General features: G+C 42.6%; 21 protein-coding genes and 2 pseudogenes. 6 read left to right on the top strand and 17 right to left on the bottom strand.

The window, feature by feature from the left end; genetic code table 11:
* Nucleotides 1–218 precede the first annotated feature (218 nt).
* Together AC1F2U_RS07755 and AC1F2U_RS07750 are read right to left on the bottom strand one after the other, a co-directional pair.
* Entirely contained in the window at nt 219–1,001 is a 783-nt protein-coding gene (locus AC1F2U_RS07755) for a COP23 domain-containing protein (protein WP_480260576.1), read from the bottom strand.
* A 236-nt stretch (nt 1,002–1,237) separates the two neighbouring features.
* Complete coding sequence (locus AC1F2U_RS07750) at nt 1,238–1,963, bottom strand: Uma2 family endonuclease (RefSeq protein WP_480260575.1); 726 nt, start codon at nt 1,961–1,963, stop codon at nt 1,238–1,240.
* Between the two features lie 33 nt (nt 1,964–1,996).
* Here AC1F2U_RS07750 and AC1F2U_RS07745 point away from each other — a divergent pair, with 33 nt between their 5' ends.
* A complete protein-coding gene (locus AC1F2U_RS07745; protein WP_480260574.1) occupies nt 1,997–2,152 on the top strand; it encodes a hypothetical protein in 156 nt (51 codons plus the stop codon).
* A gap of 121 nt (nt 2,153–2,273) precedes the next feature.
* Here AC1F2U_RS07745 and psb34 (AC1F2U_RS07740) read toward each other — a convergent pair whose 3' ends face one another.
* The 11 genes and pseudogenes from psb34 (AC1F2U_RS07740) to AC1F2U_RS07690 form a co-directional block, all read right to left on the bottom strand.
* Entirely contained in the window at nt 2,274–2,444 is a 171-nt protein-coding gene (psb34, locus tag AC1F2U_RS07740) for a photosystem II assembly protein Psb34 (RefSeq protein WP_289798921.1), read from the bottom strand.
* Between the two features lie 236 nt (nt 2,445–2,680).
* Nucleotides 2,681–2,851: a photosystem II assembly protein Psb34 gene (gene psb34, locus AC1F2U_RS07735; protein ID WP_143873969.1), complete on the bottom strand. Its 171-nt coding sequence runs from the start codon at nt 2,849–2,851 to the stop codon at nt 2,681–2,683.
* A 386-nt stretch (nt 2,852–3,237) separates the two neighbouring features.
* Complete coding sequence (locus AC1F2U_RS07730) at nt 3,238–4,866, bottom strand: mucoidy inhibitor MuiA family protein (RefSeq protein ID WP_480260573.1); 1,629 nt, start codon at nt 4,864–4,866, stop codon at nt 3,238–3,240.
* 121 nt (nt 4,867–4,987) lie between these two features.
* The gene (locus tag AC1F2U_RS07725) at nt 4,988–5,929 is read right to left on the bottom strand and encodes a LysR substrate-binding domain-containing protein (RefSeq protein ID WP_480260572.1); all 942 of its coding nucleotides are present in this window, start codon (nt 5,927–5,929) and stop codon (nt 4,988–4,990) included.
* 246 nt (nt 5,930–6,175) lie between these two features.
* A complete protein-coding gene (ccmO, locus tag AC1F2U_RS07720) occupies nt 6,176–6,964 on the bottom strand; it encodes a beta-carboxysome assembly protein CcmO (RefSeq protein WP_480260571.1) in 789 nt (262 codons plus the stop codon).
* A 57-nt stretch (nt 6,965–7,021) separates the two neighbouring features.
* Nucleotides 7,022–7,792, bottom strand: coding sequence for a beta-carboxysome scaffolding protein CcmN (ccmN, locus tag AC1F2U_RS07715; protein WP_480260570.1), 771 nt, complete (start codon nt 7,790–7,792; stop codon nt 7,022–7,024).
* A 144-nt stretch (nt 7,793–7,936) separates the two neighbouring features.
* A pseudogene (locus tag AC1F2U_RS07710) lies at nt 7,937–8,182 on the bottom strand (RuBisCO small subunit-like domain-containing protein); the annotation flags it as partial.
* Between the two features lie 108 nt (nt 8,183–8,290).
* Nucleotides 8,291–9,955, bottom strand: a pseudogene (gene ccmM / locus AC1F2U_RS07705) (beta-carboxysome scaffolding protein CcmM); the annotation flags it as partial.
* A gap of 157 nt (nt 9,956–10,112) precedes the next feature.
* Nucleotides 10,113–10,415 carry a beta-carboxysome shell vertex protein CcmL gene (gene ccmL / locus AC1F2U_RS07700; RefSeq protein ID WP_229460483.1) on the bottom strand — a complete coding sequence of 101 codons (303 nt, stop codon included), beginning with the start codon at nt 10,413–10,415 and terminating at the stop codon, nt 10,113–10,115.
* Between the two features lie 6 nt (nt 10,416–10,421).
* A complete protein-coding gene (locus AC1F2U_RS07695; protein ID WP_010995041.1) occupies nt 10,422–10,766 on the bottom strand; it encodes a carbon dioxide-concentrating mechanism protein CcmK in 345 nt (114 codons plus the stop codon).
* Nucleotides 10,767–10,857: 91 nt separating this feature from the next.
* A complete protein-coding gene (locus tag AC1F2U_RS07690; protein WP_012410633.1) occupies nt 10,858–11,166 on the bottom strand; it encodes a carbon dioxide-concentrating mechanism protein CcmK in 309 nt (102 codons plus the stop codon).
* Nucleotides 11,167–11,823: 657 nt separating this feature from the next.
* On the opposite strand from AC1F2U_RS07690, the gene AC1F2U_RS07685 reads away from it, so the two are divergent.
* The 4 genes from AC1F2U_RS07685 (at nt 11,824) to AC1F2U_RS07670 (ending at nt 17,396) form a co-directional block, all read left to right on the top strand.
* Nucleotides 11,824–13,680 (top strand): NAD(P)H-quinone oxidoreductase subunit F, encoded by a 1,857-nt coding sequence (locus AC1F2U_RS07685; protein WP_480260569.1) that lies wholly within the window; start codon nt 11,824–11,826, stop codon nt 13,678–13,680.
* A 118-nt stretch (nt 13,681–13,798) separates the two neighbouring features.
* Complete coding sequence (locus AC1F2U_RS07680) at nt 13,799–15,304, top strand: NADH-quinone oxidoreductase subunit M (RefSeq protein WP_480260568.1); 1,506 nt, start codon at nt 13,799–13,801, stop codon at nt 15,302–15,304.
* A gap of 113 nt (nt 15,305–15,417) precedes the next feature.
* On the top strand, nt 15,418–16,548 hold the full coding sequence (locus AC1F2U_RS07675; RefSeq protein ID WP_480260637.1) for a CO2 hydration protein: 1,131 nt from the start codon (nt 15,418–15,420) through the stop codon (nt 16,546–16,548).
* Nucleotides 16,545–17,396, top strand: coding sequence for a class I SAM-dependent methyltransferase (locus tag AC1F2U_RS07670; protein WP_480260567.1), 852 nt, complete (start codon nt 16,545–16,547; stop codon nt 17,394–17,396). The genes AC1F2U_RS07675 and AC1F2U_RS07670 overlap by 4 nt, the downstream gene beginning before the upstream one ends.
* 40 nt (nt 17,397–17,436) lie before the next feature.
* Here the strand turns inward: AC1F2U_RS07670 and AC1F2U_RS07665 are convergent, their stop codons facing one another.
* The 4 genes from AC1F2U_RS07665 to AC1F2U_RS07650 all read right to left on the bottom strand — a co-directional run bounded on the left by AC1F2U_RS07665 (nt 17,437) and on the right by AC1F2U_RS07650 (nt 19,585).
* A complete protein-coding gene (locus AC1F2U_RS07665; RefSeq protein WP_480260566.1) occupies nt 17,437–17,907 on the bottom strand; it encodes a GNAT family N-acetyltransferase in 471 nt (156 codons plus the stop codon).
* A gap of 221 nt (nt 17,908–18,128) precedes the next feature.
* Nucleotides 18,129–18,830: a Uma2 family endonuclease gene (locus AC1F2U_RS07660; protein WP_480260565.1), complete on the bottom strand. Its 702-nt coding sequence runs from the start codon at nt 18,828–18,830 to the stop codon at nt 18,129–18,131.
* Between the two features lie 84 nt (nt 18,831–18,914).
* Nucleotides 18,915–19,334, bottom strand: coding sequence for a type II toxin-antitoxin system VapC family toxin (locus tag AC1F2U_RS07655; RefSeq protein ID WP_334985750.1), 420 nt, complete (start codon nt 19,332–19,334; stop codon nt 18,915–18,917).
* Nucleotides 19,331–19,585 carry a FitA-like ribbon-helix-helix domain-containing protein gene (locus AC1F2U_RS07650; RefSeq protein WP_480260564.1) on the bottom strand — a complete coding sequence of 85 codons (255 nt, stop codon included), beginning with the start codon at nt 19,583–19,585 and terminating at the stop codon, nt 19,331–19,333. Before AC1F2U_RS07650 ends, AC1F2U_RS07655 begins: the two co-directional genes overlap by 4 nt.
* 170 nt (nt 19,586–19,755) lie before the next feature.
* Between AC1F2U_RS07650 and AC1F2U_RS07645 the strand changes: the two genes are divergently transcribed.
* Nucleotides 19,756–20,793, top strand: coding sequence for a serine/threonine protein kinase (locus AC1F2U_RS07645; RefSeq protein WP_480260636.1), 1,038 nt, complete (start codon nt 19,756–19,758; stop codon nt 20,791–20,793).
* Nucleotides 20,794–20,842 lie beyond the last annotated feature (49 nt).

Genomic DNA, 20,842 nt, shown 5'->3' with positions numbered 1-20,842 from the left:
AACGTTAAGAAACCGCTAGCAAAAGGTTAAAACAACAAATATTTAGTGGTGAATTGCTTTCAGAATATACTGCTGAATTTAGCTCCCCGACTTATTCAAGAAGTCGAGTGGACAACAATTTTACGCCCATAAAAAAAGGCGGACAAGATGTCCGCCCCACAATAGGTAGTTGGATATTTTTTATTTGAAAGTCATTTTGTATTAAAAGCCACTCTTGCTTACCGGAATTTACCAGGGCTTAAACGAACACCGTTAGGTTGAGACTGACGACGAATTGCTACTCCACTCCGCAAATTGTTTCCAGTACCACCATCTTGACGATCGAGGAAAGGTTTTAGATTAATTGCACTTCTAGATGAACTCACCCGATTATTGCCACCGCCTAGAAGTGTGCGTCCTAAATTATATAATTCGTTGCTTCCACTACTGCGATCGCCATAAGTGTTAACGGCTATAGTCTGTTGTCCACTGTCAGCAGTAGTCAAGTTCTGAAAAATGCTATTGCGGATAACAACAGGATCTTTTCCACGGGGGACTGTCAGCACAATTCTACAGGTTGGATTAGCTTCAGTTGTGACGCAGACAGTATTTTCGTTATTTTCTACGGATGTCTGAAGTTCTTGTAAACCATCTGGGCGATAAAGTTCCAAACGACTGGCAATTGCTGTACAACGCCTTTGTGCGTCCCAACCACCACCTAAAGCCGCAGGTGCTGCCCAAGCAAAAAATTGTCCTGGTTGACTTTGTGGCTGATACATGACGGTGTACTGTCCATTATAAGTTTGACAGGTAAACCGAGTTGTACCATCAGCGGAGGGTGAAGGTGGTACACCTGTGGATGTGTCTATTGGCACTGGTGCTGATGTGCCACCTGATGGTACTGTTGGTACTACTACACCATCGCCATTAGAATCATATTGCGCCATTGCTGCCGAATTGCCCAGACACAAAGATAAGCCAAGACCGCCCAAAGATATCAACCGCAGCATTTGTGATGACATAAATCATCCTCCAGGAGAAATAAGTAGGGAATTGATAGTTTAAGTGACGAATAATTCTGGCTTTTGATTCAGCAAAAACCTATTTTTTTCCTCTCGTGCTTTTTTTTGTGCGATTAGCTTTTTCACCCGTGCTTGAATTTCTGTATGATGCCCCACTCCTCGATCGGCGTAACGGTTGTAGCACTTATTTGCTTAAACTAAGTCACTCAAATACTTGAAAATTTTATTTGTATATGCTAAGGCAAATTATTTGGATCGATACCTTGAGATTGTAGATAGGCAATTAGCCGTTCTTTTTGCTGGCGTTCCTGTTCGATTTGTTCCACTGCCCAAAGTAACAAATTACCTCCCTCATCCCACCAGCGCAACCAATAACCAGTTCTGGCTTCTTTTGTTCCTTGCCAAGTTCCCAGAAATAAACCCATTGAATCAATCCAATGACGACCATTTTCATCAGGTTGCTTTAACTCGTAGCGCCTGTTTTCGAGTTGGTAAAATTCTAATAAACCACCATTTGGGTCAAAGATTATGTAAATTGGGACTTGAAGAATCTGCTCGTAAAAAAACCATTTTCCTGGTGGATAGGTTCGTTTAAAAGAGTATTCTCCACCCTCAGTGTCAGAGAGAAATTCCATCACAATTGCTGGAATATTTCCATCTAAATTAGGTGTATAGCTTTTGCGTTCTCCTAAAACCTGATTTACCGATCGCACATAAACCCAGTCGGGTGCTTTAGCAACAAATTGTCCGTTTACCGTCGCACAAAGTCCAAAATTTGAGGCTATTAACATCTGCGGTTGGATGAAACCACTTATCTCAAGGCTTTCGCGCAAAGCCCCAGCCAATAGTGGCTGACCTGTATTTTCCACTGGTTCATCCTCTAGGTGAAAATCTGCGGGCAATGCTTCCCAAGATATTACCAATTCTGTTGAAGATTTAGCTTCACCGAGTTGGGTTGCCATAAACACCCCTTTTTATTGATTTGTCTTTATTTTATGGCTGACCAGTGGTTTGTTGCTGACCAGGCGATAAAAAAAGTTAGGATGCAGAGAAAATATGTTATTGATTTGAGCGATACAGCAACGAACTGTGATGCTTGGTCGCGCTTGGTGTTCGCCTTTGGGAGAAGACTCGCTAACGCACTTCTTTGACAATATAATACACTCGCCGTTTGGGATACATAAAACACAAAAAACCCCGGCTAATTTAGCCGAGGTAAAGTCGAGAAGTGAGATTAACGATGAGATACAGCGATACTGAAATCAAAAAATCTTAGCTAACACTCAAACCAACCAAAACTAAAGCGGTGACGATTAAAGTTGCAAAAAGACCCTGTAAAACGTATTTACGTTGTTCCCAAATTGCTGGGTACTCAGCGTAGTACATCTTGGGTTCTGCTGCGTAGTTGTTGAGAATGCCGTCTTCGTTAGTGGTGGTGTACATAGTTTTTTCTTTTCTTTGTTTTGTTATCTTATGTAACTAAATATAACAGTTTTGTTACAAATTGTTAACATGACTTGACAAATAAATACTGATGATAGATAGGCATAAAACTGACTTATCAGCATACCGCTGCGTTTAAGATACGTAAAAAACAAAAAACCCCGGCGAAACTAACCGGGGTAGCAGAGAGAAGTATGAATGACGATGAGATACAGCGATACTGAAATCAAAAAATCTTAGCTAACGCTAAAACCAACCAAAACTAAAGCGGTGACGATTAAAGTTGCAAAAAGACTTTGTAAAACGTATTTACGTTGTTCCCAAATTGCTGGGTACTCAGCGTAGTACATCTTGGGTTCTGCTGCGTAGTTGTTGAGAATGCCTTCTTCGTTAGTGGTGGTATACATGGTTTTTTCTTTTCTTTGTTTTGTTATCTTATGTAACTAAATATAACAGTTTCGTTACAAATCGTCAATAAGACTTGACAAAAAAAGACTGATGATAGATATAAAGCTAACTTATCTGCGATCGCGGATTCTGGCAAAGTGATTCGAGTCTGCCAACACCGGATGTCTCTTAACTCGTCGCTGCGCGTCTTTTTTTTAACTTGATTGCAATAAAAAACCCCCAGTAAATTGGGGGCATAAATTGTACTTGTGTGAAAAAGTCGGGCTAGACGTTTCTGAGGCTGCTAACCTTCCTTCGACTTGGCTGTGTCGGTGGCTCCAAATCAAGAGCGATCAAATCCTATAGCTGATTTGCTCTTTCTGCCTCCTTCAATTTTTAAGATTCCCTAAATATCTAACCCAACTACCATGAAGTCAGGCGGGTGTTCAACATTAAACTGGTAATATATCTCTCGTCGCTCTTGGGCTGGAAGAGTTAACAGCCATTCTAAAATCCCCATTTCACCGAGTTGAATTTGTGGGTTGCTGCGACTGAGGCGTACTTTAATTTGCTCGTTGCGGCTAACTGGCAATTGTTCAGTTAATTTTAGATTTACTTCTTTCTCTAGTAAGTTAGTAACAATCAACCGATAACTATAAGTAATCCGGCGCTGGTTGCTAATTAATCTTTTATCTACCAGGCGCTCAACTAAGTCGCGCTCAATTTTTAAACCTTCGTCAATTCCTAAGTTCAGTTTAAACTCTTGCCCTGGTGCAATATTTTCTAACTGAGTTGTCCCAATAAAAACGTTGTCGCGGAAAATATTCGCTTTGCCTGGTAACAAAGTCGCACCGTTGGGACTATTTTTCACATTCGCTTGTAGATAAGCAAAGCTTACCAAGCGCGGCATTGCTACATAATCGAAGCTACAAGGATAATCATCGTTGAAAATTGTAGTTTTATGGGGTGCGCCATCACTGGGAATATTACCACCACCATTCAGTTTAAAGGTAACTACACTTCCTTCTTTAGATACTTCTGCTGTAACGGTTTCTGCTAGGATAAGACTATCATCGGCAACTTCTTCTTGTTCTTGCCAATCAGCTCTGGCAGCAGAAGCAGGTGGTTCTGGTATGGTAGGTAGTAGTGGTGGCTCGGCAGCAAATCGTCTTCGCACTCTTCGGGGAAGTGGTGTATCAATATACCAGGGTTCAAGTTTGGGTGGAAGCGTACCTAATCCCGGTTTAGCGGTAGAAAGGGTGAGATTTGCACCAATCCAATCTTCGCCAGTGCTTTGAGTGATTTCTGCAAGGTAGCTCAAATGCACAATATCGCTGGTAGTGGTAAAGCGTAAGTCATAAAGCGGATTCCAGCTAGCGCGATTTACAATGTAGGATACCTCTAATTCAAATTCGCCTTCACCCGCGACTTCAACGGCTACAACTAAGCTAAAACTCTCTTTAGGATGGGGCGTTTGGATTATTTGTAATGAGGTCTGGAGTGCTTGCAGTTGTTTGTCTAATTCCTGCTGTTGAGTTTTGCACTCTCCAGATGCGATCGCATATTCACTATACTGGCTTCCGAGAAAGTTGAGGAAATCCAAAGTTTCGCTGAGACTGAGATTTTTCCGAGACAAACTCTGTGAAAAGGGTTCTTCTGTTTTTTCGCGTAAGCCGGCGATAAAACTAGATTGCAATGCTAAAGCATCCACCTGAGCTTCTAGGTGGCGTTTTTCTGCTTCTAATTGCTGAATTTGCCTGGTCAAATGTGCTACTCGTTCCGCTACAGGTTCAGTAGTGTAGATGCGATCGCTACTAACTCCCACCAAGCGCACCCCTACCGTACCTGTACCGCTAACCCGAACAGACTCAGTTTCTAGAGTCATTGGCACTGGGGTAATTACTAATTCCTGTTCAATTCCTGTTAAATCAACTACACCTCGTCGTGTAACCAATGCTCTGTCAGCATACACGGTAACAGCTACAATCTCGCTTTGTACTGTTTTGCGCCAAGATGGTATTTCCGGGTTAACCACTGCCAGTTTTCCCCCATTTTTAATGATTCTGCTGGTTAATTGTCAATGTTTCCCGGTCTAACAGTCAACCCCTTTAGAGAATTCGTAATTCATAATTACGAACTACGAATTACGAATTCTCTTATCCATGAATTGGTTCAAACGTGTTATGAGCGGTATCAGTTTTTTGCTCAACAAAATTCTTTGCCGCAGCTAGTAGATACTCATAATAGGCACGAGCGACGATAGATAGCTGCTTGCCAGATGGGTAAACCATGTACCAATGCCGCTGAATGGGGAAGTGCTGCACATCTAAAATGCTGAACTCTGAAGCGTCTGATAGTAAGGTATGACGGGATAAAACAGAAATTCCTAAACCACCTGCGATCGCTTGTTTAATTGCTTCGTTACTTCCCAATTCTAGCTTGACTTTTACTACTACCCCTTCTTCTTCAAAGAGCTTTTGGACGGCGCGACGAGTTCCTGAACCTGGTTCCCGCATAATAAAAGGTTCGTTAGACAGGCGTTGTATAGGAATATTTTTTTCTTTGGATAAAGGATGATTAGTCGGTGCAAAGACTATCAAAGGATTTTCTAGAAATGGTTCACAAGTCACATCTATATTGTCTGGAATTTGACTCATAATATATAAGTCATCCAAATTTTGACTCATCCGTTCTAAAATTTGCTCGTGATTTGTTACTTGCAGCGAGATATCAATCCCTGGATAAAGTTCGCAAAACGGCCCTAACAAACGTGGGATAAAATATTTTGCTGTTGTAATTACTGCCAAACGTAATTGTCCCTGTTTTAGCCCTTTTAAATCTGCCACCTTCATTTCATACTGGGCTATATTGTGAAAAATCTGCCGACAAGTAGCAAATAATTCCCGTCCTGCTTCCGTCAGATACAATCGCTTCCCGACTTGCTCAAATAATGGCAAACCTACCGATTTTGTTAGTTGCTTGATCTGCATAGAAACGGTAGGTTGGGTGAGAAACAATTCCTCAGCAGCACGAGTAAAGCTACTGTGCCGTGCCGCCGCCTCGAACACCTTTAACTGGTGCAGCGTCGCTTGGTTCAAGGGTGATTCTCCTATATATAGCGATTAATAGATATAAGACTAGTATTGCTGAACACTGGCAAATGATATAGTGATGCTCACAGAAAGTTACGAGTTTTATCATAGATAAAACTCTATTACTTATATTAAAAGAAAGGTATTTTATTTATGGATTGAAAAAGCTATTATTCAGAATAGCTAAAGCGTAAGATGCCTTCTATCTAAACGATGAATGCTGAATGATGATTTTACAAAATTCATCTATCATCATTCATCATTCCATAATTCTTCTTGAACTTTTGTCGGTAGCTTGGTTAAGTCTGGTAATCTTAGTACCTCAATTTCCGCAACTTGTTCTTTAATATTCACTGGCAAGTTTAACGGTTCGCGTTCTTCTATCCAGCAGCTTGCTAATGGCAAAGTTAACTCCATTTCGTCCAGCGGTCGAGGAATTACCATCACTGCATTCAATTCCCCAATGCGTTCTGCTTCAAACATTCCCGCTTCCACTGCTACTGCCACATTTGCTACAGAACCACGAATAATTGCTGTACACAAACCCCCACCAATTTTTTCATAAGCTGCTAAATGAACATCAGCAGCTTTGAGCATCGCATCACATGCTCCTACCATCGCGGGAAATCCTCGCGTTTCTACTAAACCAATAGCTTGGTTACTCAGACGGCTGGAATTGCCCTCTTGCATTAATTTAGTGAAACGAGTTGTAATGGGAAGCACTATATCTAGGTTGGGATAAGGTCGGGGAATCACCAAACTAGAAATCAACTGACCAAACTGTTCAGCTGTTTGCACGCCAGATTCTACCGCTAGACGCACGTCAGCAATGCCACCACGGACGATCGCAGTACAATAACCACCACCAATTTTTTCATACCCAACCAGGTGAACTCCCGCTGATTTCAGCATCATATCGGCCGTCCCAACGATCGCCGGAAAGCTGCGGGTAGAAACTAAACCCAAAGCAGTATCTTGAAAGGTTTCTTGACTACTTGCTCCCTGAATGCTACGAATCGACCGTTGATTATATGTTTCCATGATGAATTCTCCAAAATACGGAAAAAGCCGACAACTTACAATTAACACTTACTCTGACTAATCGTCAGGGTTTGGGTCGTTCAAGGATTGTCTATGAGGAAACAATGTAGTCAACAGTCTGCTTATGCTCCCTTGTCCATAAATTTGAGTCCCAAAACCATTAGGAGATTCTACAGCAGGCTGACTAGAGTCTGAATGATGTTCTGTTGACTCTTGGGATTCCCCCAAGTTGGAGTCAGTATCATTGGTCGGTTCCTCCACGGGAGGTGGCTGACTTTCGGGAGTGGCGGGAGATTTAAAATAAGAAATCGACTTGTTTTGTTTAAAATCTACAAAAGCCGAAGCTGAGAAGTTAGTTGAGGAAATTACCTTTTCCTGAACTCCACCAGAGCTATTTTCCTCTTCCTTTGATGGTGTATTTGTAGTAGAAGTTGGGTTATTTGTAGATGCTTCTAGCTGTTTTGTTGGCTCAATCTGCCGACTAGTGTCTCCTAAAATTGAACCGGGTGGTACTACTTGTTCGGGTTCAACCGAATAGTTAAAAACTGTAGTCGCTGAACCAATACAAGCATTTGCGCCAATTTTGCCTTTGCCAATCATCAAAAAACCGGCTCCCAGGTTTGCACCTGCTTCTACTTCTAGAGTGCCTTCATGGACTTGGAGAATTGCTCCCATGCCAATACAGACCCCTGGCCCAATGACGATATTGCTGTTTACAGCCGCTTGGAGGATTACTCCAGGTGCAAGTACCGCGCTTGGATGAATAGTCACCTCACCACTAATGTAAGTATCAAAGTTATTGCTGAGGCGCAGTAGCGGCACAGACATGGAAATTTTAACCTCGGAAGCCGGATGTAGTTCTGAGTGGTGAGTGGTGAGTGCTGAGTGCTAAGTAATTAGTATGTTCTAAAATCTGAGTTTACAGTTGGTGTGACTGGTGTCTTTAAAGTGTTAACTCAGCACTCAGCACTACTATGGTCGTTGAATAATCGTTTCTAATACGCGACGCTTGGCTTTGGGGTCAACACCAATTAAGCGCACATATTCCCCTTGGTATTCGCCGAGTTGTCTTTCTACGGCGGCGATCGCTTCTCTTTCTGAGGAGGCCTGAATTTGACCAGTACTAGTCCAGGAACCTGTACGGAACCGTCGTTGATCTACGTGTTCAATGCTAATTTTTGAGCCGCTAGCCAATAATTGCCGGAGTTGGTCTACTACTTCACTACTCAAGCGGGTAGCAGTAGCTGTGGTTGTGGCTGTAGCAGTAGTAGAGGATGCACTGCTAGTATATGATTTCTGACCGCCAGAGGAGGCTACTTGACCATTTGGACGTTGGATAATGGTTTCTAATACCCGCCGTTTGGCTTTCGGGTCAATACCAATTAAGCGTACATATTCCCCTGGATATTCGCCGAGTTGTCCTTCTACGGCTGCGATCGCTTCTCTTTCTGAGGAGGCTTGAATTTGACCGGTACTAGTCCAAGAACCTGTACGGAAGCGGCGCTCATCTACGTGTTCGAGGCTAATTTTTGAGCCACCAGCCAATAAGTGCCGGAGTTGGTCTACTACTTCAGAACTCAAGCGGTTGCTGCCAGCTGTTCCCGAAGTAGAAGGTGCTGTATTACTAGTAAATGATTTCTGACTACCAGAGGAGGTTACTTGACCATTTGGACGTTGAATAATGGTCTCTAATACCCGCCGTTTGGCTTTGGTGTCAATACCGATTAAACGTACATACTCGCCTTGATGGCTTGCTATACATTCTTCCAAAGCGGAGATGACTTGATTTGTAGAAGTTGCATCAATTGGCGTGCAACTAGTCCAGGAACCAGTGCGGAAACGACGCTCATCTACGTGTTCCATGCCAATTTTGTAACCACCTGCCAAGAGTTGGCGGATTTGCTCTAGAGTTTCGCCACTGACTTTGCCACTGCTAGAACCGTTACCATTACCATTACTGCTGCTGTAGCTTTGCTGGCTGTAACTGCTATTGCCACGACTAGCCGGAGCTTTAAAGCTGGTAGCTGGTTTTGCATCATCATCGGGACGTTGAATGATGGCTTCAAGCACACGCCGTCTATCTTTGTCAATGCCAAACAGCCTGACATACTCGCCGCTATGCTCATTTACACAGCTTTCTAATGCTGCGATCGCTTCACCGAGCGATCTCGGTTCGATTGGTTGGCAACTAGTCCAAGAACCCGTGCGGAAACGTCTTTGGTCTACGTGCTCCGTACCAATTTTATACCCTTGCCCCAATAGATACCGTAACTGATCTATTGTTTCTGCACCCAAGCTATTGCTCGACACTTCACTACTCCTTTCCAACTCTAAAACAGTAATACCATTACCTGTATAAGATTTAGCGTTCTCATCCCGGATGGGTGCTATACATTTAGTATCCGCAGCACAGAGATAACCAGCTCGTAATGCCTGATTAATCCCAACCACATGATGAGCAAATTCTTTATCCTGATCTTGCACATCTGGCAAGCGATCGGCTTGCTGCTGGCTGGTAATTACCGCTCCTGAAGGTACATACTTACCAGAGGGAATCTCTACGTCTTGAATCAAAGCGTGCATCATTACGATGCAACCTGCACCCACCCTGGCATTAAACACCGTAGAGCGAAAGCCAATGAAGGAATTATCACCTACATAAGCTGGCCCGTGAATTAGAGCCATGTGGGTAATGCAAGCGTTTTTACCAATCCATACTGAGTATTTATTTTGGTCATCGCCAATTACTCGGCCTTGCTCCAACCCATGAATGACAACACCATCTTGAATATTGGTGTTTTCACCCAGATAAAAAGGTGTGCCTTCATCCGCTCTAATCGTAGTCCCCGGAGCAACGATTACATTTGCACCTATTCGTACATCCCCAATCAGATTGGAGAATGAATGTACAAAAGCAGTTTCATGGATTTTGGGTTCAGCTAAATTCCTTGACCACGGGGTTGGGGGTGCCGCCGTGCTGCGGACTGCCATCGCGAGATTCCTCCTGTATTGTCATTTGTCAGTTGTCATTTGTCATTTGTCTTTTGTCATTTTTCGATAGCTAATGACTACTACTTCTCTATGAGAGGTTGCGCCAACGGCTTCGCTCAGTACAAGTGACTAATGACCAATGACTAATGACTAATGACTATCGATATTGATCTTTTTTGCTGTAAATTAGGCGATCTTCAACGTGAATGGTATCTATGATCGCCACTACTACTGCATCTAATGGACGCTGTTCATTTCCAAGTACTTGACGAGCAGCACTGCCACGACTGACAAGTACCCACTCATCTACTCCTGCTCCCACACTATCTGCTGCTACCTCATATTGTGGCAGGATGTTTCCGTCTTCATCCACTAATTGTAACAACAGTAGTTTTACACCTCTAAGACTTGGATCTTTTTGGGTGCTAACTACTGTGCCGCGAACTTTGGCAACTTGCATTACAAATTACGGTCTTCTACCAAAAGGACGAATTGCATTCACATTTTCCCGGAACTGCTCTACGTCTTCGGTATAACGAATTGGGAGGACGTATTCCAAGTTTTCGTGAGGACGAGCAATGATATGAGTAGACAACACTTGTCCGCCGTTGACTCGCTTTACAGATTCAACTCCTGCGGCCACAGAAGCTTGCACTTCCGAAACGTCACCCCGAACAATTACCGTCACCCGACCACTACCGATTTTTTCATAACCTACTAAAGTGACGCGGGCAGCTTTCACCATTGCATCAGCAGCTTCCACTACTGCTGGAAAGCCCAGCGTTTCAACCATTCCCACTGCAATTGACATTAGTTTTAATCCCTATTTCAAAGTTTTTAGCCTTGGACAAAAGTGATGCTCAATTAGACAAAGAGCGTTAATTACTTTGTTTAAACAGCTTTTAAGTACGGAATTGTTCCACCGCTTCTGTGTAACGTATCGGTAAGACGTATTCCAGGTTTTCGTGAGGACGAGCAATGATGTGAGTGGATAACACTTCACCACCAAAGACTCTTTTTGCCGCTTCAACCCCAGCTGCTACGGAAGCTTGCACTTCCGATACATCTCCCCGAACTATCACGGTGACGCGAGCGCTACCAATTTTTTCATACCCTACTAAGGTGACACGGGCGGCTTTCACCATCGCATCAGCAGCTTCCACCACTGCTGGAAAGCCCTTCGTTTCAATCATTCCAACTGCAATTGGCATCGCAGAACTCCTACAAAATTAATGCAATCTGTACTGTCGTTTGAATTTTTTGACGGGGAGAGCCTGATCTTATAGCTAAGAAAACACTTCCAAATTAAGCATAGGAAAGCTTGGCGTTCCTGGCAATATAAATTACTATAATAGTTTATGATAAGAAAGTTTTAAAAAACTTAACAAAAAGTTATCTAGGCTTCTGAGCAATTAAAGTTTACAGATTCCTTGAGCAGGCACTTATGCTTTATAATTTCTTTATCACATTTACAAAACGACATTCATAACCAGGGCTAATCCTATCCGATCAAAGGTAAGCAACGGCTGTATGTTTTACTGTATCTATCTTTTCTCAAATATTTCTAAGTGTACAATGACTAGGTGAAACATATATAAGTTTTTTAAATATATCGTATAAATTACTTTGGTTAGAGTAGAAATACAAATGTAAAAAGGTCAGTGATATTAAGGCAAGTAAATGCTTTTGCTTATGTAAAGTTATATTTTACTTATATTTAATAGGGTAGCATTAAGTAAAAGTACTTCTGGAAGTTCAGTTAAAATAATAGTAAAAAACATCGATAATTTTGGTAAATTAATTTTATTAAATAAACGATTGTTTGGAATTTTTTTAAAATAAAGGCTGAGTCATCAAGGGAAATTTAAATGGAGCAATTTCTATTTTCAACAAGTTGGTTTGTGCCTTTGTATAGCTTATCAGGCGCAATTTTGACATTGCCGTGGGGAATAGGAATAATTAAGCGAACAGGGCCAAGACCTGCGGCATACTTCAACTTGTTGACGACCGTTTTAGCTTTTTTCCATAGCCTGTTTGTATTTAAAAATATCTGGGATAGAGAACCAGAACACTTACTAATCAATTGGTTCAAAGTAGCAGATTTAGACTTATCTTTTTCCTTAGAACTATCGCCAGTTAGCATTGGGGCAACAGTTTTAATTACAGGGTTAAGCTTACTGGCACAAGTTTACGCTTTGGGTTACATGGAAAAGGACTGGTCGTTGGCACGTTTTTTTGCGCTGCTGGGATTCTTTGAAGCGGCGCTTAGTGGTCTAGCAATTAGTGATTCTTTGTTTCTCAGCTATGCCCTATTGGAAGTCCTGACGCTTTCGACTTACTTGCTGGTGGGTTTCTGGTACGCTCAACCACTAGTAGTAACGGCGGCGCGGGATGCATTTTGGACTAAACGGGTAGGAGACTTGTTGTTGCTGATGGCTGTAGTGACACTTTCTACCTTAGCCGGGAGTTTGAACTTTTCTGATTTATATGAGTGGGCGCAAACAGCTAATTTAAGTCCAATGACATCGACACTGCTAGGGTTGGCACTAATTGCTGGGCCTGCTGGTAAATGTGCGCAATTTCCACTACACCTGTGGTTAGATGAGGCAATGGAAGGGCCCAACCCCGCCTCGGTAATGCGGAACTCTCTAGTTGTAGCAGGTGGCGCTTATTTACTGTATAGATTTCAACCATTATTAGCGCTGTCGCCAGTTGCCTTGAATGCTTTGGTAGTCATGGGTACAGTAACGGCGATTGGAGCGACATTAGTATCCATAGCTCAAATTGACATTAAGCGATCGCTATCTCATTCCACCAGTGCATACATGGGATTAGTATTTTTAGCAGTGGGGTTACAGCAAGGAGGTGTAGCCTTGATGTTGCTGTTAGCTCATGCGATCGCTAAAGCATTATTATTCATGAGTTCTGGTTCAGTCATCTTGACTACCCAAAGCCAAGACTTAACAGAAATGGGCGGTTTGTGGTCGCGGATGCCAGCCACCACCACTGCCTTTGTGGTCGGTTCAGCCGGGATGGTAACACTCCTTCCCTTGGGAAGTTTCTGGGCAATGCTAGCGTGGGCTGACGGTTTTGTGAGTATTAGCCCTTGGGTAATTGGGGTTCTAATATTAGTCAATGGTTTGACAGCATTGAATTTGACGAGAGTATTTAGATTAGTCTTTTGGGGTAAACCGCAACAAAAGACCCGTCGCACCCCAGAAGTTGGTTGGCAGATGGCCTTACCAATGGTGTTTCTGACAGTGCTGACTCTGATTCTACCTCTGATGCTACAGCAATGGTACTTACTACCAGATTGGGAAAGTATTAATTGGTATGTGGTGTTAGCCTTGTTTAGTTCTACCGTAGCAGGGGTAGGTTTAGGGTGTACAGTTTATCTGCACAAAGCTTGGTCAAGATCCAGAATCTTGGCGTGGAGATTTCTACAAGACCTGTTAGGTTATGATTTTTATATCGACCGAGTTTATTTTGTAACCGTGGTAAGTGTAGTAGGACTGCTATCTAAAATTTCTGCTTGGAGCGATCGCTACTTGGTTGACGGTTTTGTAAACTTGGTTGGGTTTGCGACCATTTTCGGCGGACAAACCTTAAAGTACAGCATTTCTGGGCAATCTCAGGGCTATATGTTGACCATCCTAGCAGTTGTCAGCGTCCTGGGTTTTTTCATCAGTTGGTCATTGGGTTTATTAGATAAATTGCCTTTTTAAGAGTGCTGAGTGCTGAGTTAAGGAGTTAAAAATTTATTATTTTCTCCCTGCTCCCCAGTCACTGAGCGTAGCCGAAGTGCTGCTCCCCTGCTTCCCCTGCTCCCCTTACCTAAAGTCTATGCTTAGTGTTTTAATTCTAGTGCCGTTAATCGGCGCAGCTTTAATTGGTTTCTCCCCCTCAAGCATTAGTGGAAAATTCGCTCGTGTGGTGGCTTTGGTCTTTGCCATTATCGCTTTGTTGTGGACAATCGTATTAGTAAGTCAGTTCCATCCAGGAGAAATTACTCAACAGTTTGCTGAGTCTGTCCCTTGGGTAGATGCTTTAGGGTTAAACTATAACCTTGGGATAGATGGTTTATCTTTGCCATTGCTGGTTTTAAATGGATTGTTAACTGCCATTGCCATCTACAGCAGCGATGAATCGCTACAGCGCCCTAAATTTTATTACTCTTTGGTACTATTATTAAGCACTGGGGTGACAGGAGCCTTTCTAGCACAGGATTTACTGTTATTTTTCCTGTTTTACGAATTGGAACTAATTCCACTGTATTTGTTGATAGCTATTTGGGGTGGCGCCAAACGCGGTTATGCTGCGACTAAATTTCTTATTTATACAGCCGTTTCGGGAATCCTGCTCTTAGCAAGTTTCCTCGGTATGGTTTGGCTGAGTGGTTCCTCTAACTTTGCACTAGCAACCTTGAACGCGACAACTTTACCTCTAGGAACACAGCTTTTATTGCTAGCGGGAATTTTGATCGGTTTTGGAATTAAAATTCCTTTGGTTCCCTTTCATACTTGGTTGCCAGATGCTCACGTTGAAGCTTCTACACCGATTTCCGTGCTATTGGCTGGGGTGCTGTTGAAGTTGGGAACTTACGGCTTACTGCGATTTGGTATGAACTTGTTACCAGAAGCTTGGGCTTATGTGGCTCCTTGGTTGGCGACTTGGGCAGTAGTGAGTGTACTGTATGGTTCATCCTGTGCGATCGCCCAAAGCGATATGAAAAAAATGGTAGCATACAGCTCCATTGGACACATGGGTTACGTGCTTTTAGCGGCGGCGGCGGCCACACCTTTAAGTGTATTGGGTGCTGTGATGCAAATGATTAGCCACGGCTTGATTTCGGCAATGCTGTTTTTGCTGGTAGGGGTTGTGTATAAAAAAGCTGGAAGCCGTGATTTAGAAATCATCCAAGGATTACTGAACCCAGAACGGGGTATGCCAGTAATTGGTAGCTTGATGATTGTCGGAGTCATGGCCAGCGCTGGTATACCAGGAATGCTAGGGTTTATTTCCGAATTCGTAGTTTATCGGGGAAGTTTTCCAGTTTTTCCAGTGCAAACCCTGTTATGTATGCTTGGTACTGGTTTAACAGCAGTTTACTTCTTAATTCTTGTCAACCGCGCCTTTTTTGGACGCCTGTCTGCATCAGTTACCAACTTACCACGTGTGTATTGGAGCGATCGCATCCCAGCTGCAATTTTAGCTGTGCTGATTGTGATTTTTGGCATTCAACCTGGTTGGTTAGTGCGTTGGACTGAACCAACAATTACAGCAATGGTAAATACTCAAAACATAGTATTAGCAGTGTCTTTAGATAAAGCAATGGGGAATGGGGAGTAGGGAATGGGGAATTGGGAATGGGGAATGGGGAAAAGTTTTCCCAATGCCCAATGCCCAATGCCCAATGCCCAATGCCCAATGCCCCAATCCCTAAACTTTTTGGAGAGATGGCAATGGTAACTATTAAAAAAAAAGCTACTCACAATCCCTTAGCTGAGTATATTGAACGCTTACAAAAAGGAGATGCATTAGTCCCCGATAGTCCAGAGAATGTGCTGGAAGTTGTGGGTATTCTTAAAAGCTATGGGGTAGTTTTAGATGCTTACTCAAAAAATCTTAACTATATTGCCGAACATCAGTTTTTAGTATTTTTCCCATTTTTTAAATACTTTAATGGAGAGGTTTCTTTTCAGAAATTATTCCGTCACTGGTGGCACGATCGAATTAATTTTGAATATGCCGAATATTGCATGAAAGGCATGATGTGGCACGGTGGCGGCGGACTAGATACTTATTTAGATACACAAGAATTTCAAGAAAGAGCGCAAGCCGTTATTGCCGCAAAATTTAAAAATAATCCCTTTATTCTGGGTATTAACCAGCTGTTTCCAGATTTCTTAACAGAACAGTTGCGTGTCTCTGCTTATTACACCGGTTTAGGTCAATTCTGGCGAGTCATGGCTGATATGTTCCTCAATTTATCAGACCGCTATGACCGAGGCGAAATTAAATCGATTCCCCAAGTTGTAGAACACATTAAAGCCGGGTTAGTGGCAAATGCATCAAACCCAATTACCTATGCTGTCAAAATTCGAGGTAAGGTCTATGACATCATTCCCAAAAGCGTTGGTTTGACCTTCTTAGCAGATACAGCAATACCTTATGTAGAAGCAGTATTCTTCCGAGGAACTCCTTTCCACGGTACTGTTTCATACAATGCCCAAGGATATCAAATTCCCCCAGATCAAAGTCGATTTCAATATGGTGCATTGTATGCCGATCCTTTGCCCATCGGCGGCGCGGGTATTCCTCCTACCTTGTTGATGCAAGATATGCGTCATTATCTTCCAGAATATTTGCACGAAATTTATCGTCGCAGTCTTCGGGGTGAAGATGATTTGCGAGTTCAAATTTGTATGAGTTTCCAAAAATCGATGTTTTGCGTGACGACAGCAACGATTTTGGGACTGATGCCTCATCCTTTAGATAGTAAAGATCCAAATGAACAAAAAGGTAATCGAGTTTATTTAGAGAAGTGGATGAGTCGGTTACAAACTTCGCGGTTGCTGGATGTGAATAAATGACGGATGATTCCACCATTACTCACGAGGCATTCAAGCAATTCGAGCGCGACAAATTTTCTCTTGTAGCTCAAGAATACGATCGCGCGTTAGCGAAGCTCACCGGAGGTATCGCTGTTGTGACTTCTCAGGTAGATGAAGCCATCTTGGATGCCGTCGGAGCTAAGTCTGGTATTCGATTGCTGGATGTGGCTTGCGGAACTGGCTGGCTTAGTGCCGCAGCACTAAAGCGGCAGGCTATAGTCACAGGATTAGACTTTGCAGAGAAGATGGTGGCCATTGCCAGAGAGCGATGTCCTCAAGGGTCATTCCATCATGGGGATGCTGAGAACCTAACTTTCGAGCCGGGCCAGTTTGAGGTGGTGGTTTGTAACTTGGGTATTCTCCATTTCCCAAACCCAGAACAAGCGATCGCTGAATCCTTTCGCGTACTCAAACCGGGAGGGCGTTATGCTTTCACCTGCTGGACACCGCCAACGCGCAATCCGTTTATGGCTCTGATACTGGGTTCGGTGCAGACTTATGGCAGCATGGATGTGGATTTACCTTCTGGGCCTCCCCTATTTCGCTTTGGCGATCGCACTGAATGCGAAATGGTTTTAAGCGCCGAGGGATTCACTCAGGTGTCTGTCACAGAACTGCCCATCAAGTGGACTTTCTCTACACCTGAAGATGTGATGCCAAAGATTGTTGTAAGTTCGGCACGTCTGGGGTCGATGTTGGCAATGCAAAGCGATGAGCAACGGCGCAATATTGAAAACGCAATTATCGAGGGAGCCTCAAAGTATGTCACAGAAAATGGTGTGGAAATTCCCGCTTATGTAATGTTGGCTGTAGGTCATAAACCATAAGCTAGAACAACTTTTTTGAAATTGCTTGAATCCGATTAATTTAGCAATTTTTTAAGTGTTTTTCCATGACAAAATTTATCAGTTTTTGCCCTCTACGCTCTACTTCTTGCTTGTTGATAACAATAAATCCCTGACTCTTAAAAAAAGGTTTAGCTGTAATACTGGCTTCTGTAAATAACTTTTCCACCCCTAAAGACTGTGCTTTTAATTCAATCTGTTCTAAGATTTTCTTGCCAACACCTTTCCTTTGAAAATCTTTATGACAATAGAAACGGTCAATATGACCATTAGCCTCTAATTCTCCAAAACCAATAATTTTGTCTTGTTCTTCTGCGACATAGGTAAACTTACTTCCTAAACTTTTAATCCAAACTTCAATATCCATATTTGCTGGTGCCCAAGCATCTACTTGTTCTTGTGTGTAATCGTGAATATTCACCTCATGAATAGTCTCGTAGAACAATTTCATAATTTCTTTGGTATCAGATATTTCGTATATTCTTATTTTCATAAAGAAGGTAATTAATCACAAATAACTTTACTATAAATATTAGCCAATTAGGTTACAAACTTCGCGGTTGATAAGCTGTTGTGCTTTTAATTTGCACTTTGAGGCAGCAGAGGGGCTTCAGGTGCAGAGGAGAGGGTTTGCAGGTTTTACCTAAAAGATGATAATGCAACTTGTATGCGCGACAGCTTAGATGTGAATAAGTAGTTGATTTTTGATCAATATTATGCTTCTGGTTCAACACCGAGCGATCGCAATTGAGCAGTCAAGCGATCGGCTCTTTCCTCGCCAGTCAACAACAAATTACCTTGCAAATCCCACCAGCGTAGCCAAGGTAATTCCATATTGTAATATTGTCCCTGCCAAATTCCTAACTCAACTCCTAAAGGATGTATAGGATAATGTCCCCGTTCATTTGCAGTTAATAACTGATATTGTCCACCAATTAATTCATAAACTTCCACGCTGGCTTTATTCACTTCATAAATGCCGTAGAAGGGAGGACGAATCACCTGCTCATAAATCCAAAATTTTCCCTTCCAAGGAGTTTTGTCTCGCTCCTCACTACCATCGCCAGAGACAAATTCTAATGCAATTAATGGGGCAATAAACTCTCGCCAGAGTACATAAGACCTGCGCGTTTGCCCATTTAGAGTAGGTGGTACATTCCCTACATAAAACCAGTCGGGAGCTTCTGCGCCTTTTTCTGGGGGGTCAGTAATGCGCCAGTAGATACCGCTATCTTGACCAATACAGTATTGCCCATCAGGATGACGTTTTTGCAATATCGGTTTAATCGAGTCGGTTAGGAGAATGCTTTGGGGATGTTCCTGAAAGTTTTTCACGAAAGTACCGTCAGACTCAGGAAGTTGTGTATGGTCTGGGAACGGGGTGAGGGCGGTGGATGGATCGGTTGCAGAGGTCATAAGGCTACCTTTGCAGGAGTAAGGGTTGTTTTTTAGTTTAACAGTGGAAAGGGAAATGCCTGCGGTAGTCTACATCAACGCTCTCTAAATATTCTCTACCCATAAAAGATTACTTGCGTAGCTACTGGTTTTCAGTGCGTTGTAAAATTTTTCATCTGCTGTCACCATCTGGCATTGTTGCGTAATGGCAAGAGCTAAGTATAAACTGTCATACACTGCGCGATCGCTCTGAATGGCAATATCTAAAGCAAGTGGCATCAATGGCTGAGATAAGTACACCTCTACAGGAACTGCATTTAAATCTGTTAATGTTTGTCTTGCATTTTCAGCAGTGTCTTCACCGCGACGGACTCGTTTCCACAAGACATTTCCCACTTCTGGGAAGAAAAAATCTGGAACTAAGAAAGTATGGTTACTTGCTACTAAACGCCTAGCTGCATGAGAGTAGACTTCGGGGATGAACCACTTGATAGCAATGCTAGCATCTAAAACATACTGACTCACCGTTCTCTGTCCTCGCGGATAAGTTCAGTACTATCACTAAAAATTTTTCCTGTATATCTAACTTGAGAGCGTGCTATAGCTTCTCTGGCTTTTTCCATGTCGCCGCCAGTGTGATAGTGTGTCGCTTTTTCAGCCGCTTGTTGTAGGATCTGCTTTAATTCCTCTTGCAAAGACCTACCGTGTTGTTTGGCAAGAGTTTCTAGCTTTTCTAGAATAATGGGATCTAAATCTTCAACTAAGATTTGAGCCATAATTTCGTGGTAGTTTTTCGCTACTTTTATTCGAGATTTGAAATTAGTTTAGCAAGTATAGACGCAAAGAGTCTTATCCTGAGACATAAGGCTATTTGTGTAAAGTTAGGCTCCGGTTATTCAGGCTTTGTTATGTGAAAATTAATACAAATATTTTGGGAGTTGCAAAGATGGCTTGGGCAGCAGGTAATCAATTGCAAGGTGGTAAATATACTATTGAAAAAGAATTGGGAAGGGGGCGGTTTGGTATTACTTATTTGGTAAGAAACAGGAATAGCGATCGCCAAGTCATTAAAACCTTAAATGATGATTTACTAAATTCCCTGAACCAGTTGGAACGCGGACGACTGGAAACAATGTTTTGGCAAGAAGCGGTAAAACTTACTCAATGTAAACACAAACATATTGTGCAGGTTGCAGAACCGTTCAAAGAAGGAGAACACTGGTGTCTGGTAATGGAGTATGTAGATGGTGTCAGTTTAGCTGACCGTCGCCAACAAATACTTTCTGAAACAGAGGCTTTACGCTACATTCAACAAATTGGAGAAGCGCTGATTAAAGTACATGAAAATCGGTTGATTCATCGAGATGTGCATCCAGGAAATATCTTTTTGCGAGTGCGAGAAGGACAACCTGAAGCGGTGCTGATTGATTTTGGTTTAGCTCTGGATTTTGACCACATCTTAACCACAAGCCGAACCAAAGAAACTTCTGAGGGATTTACACCGCCTGAGCTTTACGCTCAACACACTAAACCAACTGGGGCGTATAGCGATATTTATTCTCTAGCAGCAACTCTCTATGTGCTTTTGACTGGAAAAACACCAGTCAGTGCGCTCAAACGTAAGGTAGACAACGCTCGTTTAGTAGCTCCGAAAGAACACAATCCTCAGATTAGCGATCGCACAAACCGAGCAATTTTAACAGGTATGAAGCTAAATCCTACAGAGCGATCGCAATCGATGCGGGAATGGCTCGATTCTTTGGGGTTAACTGAGGAAAACTCGCAGCCTTTAGTAATTGTACCACCTAACACTAACCCAAATTGGGAGCGAAACATCCAGTTTTGGGGAGTGGTGATAGCTGCGATCGCAGCAATTGGAACCTTACTTTCAGGCATAGTTGGTTGGATTCCTATTTTCCACCCATCTCCGTCTTCCAATCCACCATCACTGTCGCCCAGTCCGTCATCTAGCAAAACACCGTAGAATTAGCTAAACTCTCATTAAAACGCTTGCATTAAAGTAATTTTTTACT

Source organism: Nostoc sp. LEGE 12454, assembly GCF_056620565.1.
Note: the sequence above shows the minus strand (reverse complement) of the source record. Positions and strands in the feature narration are given on the sequence as shown.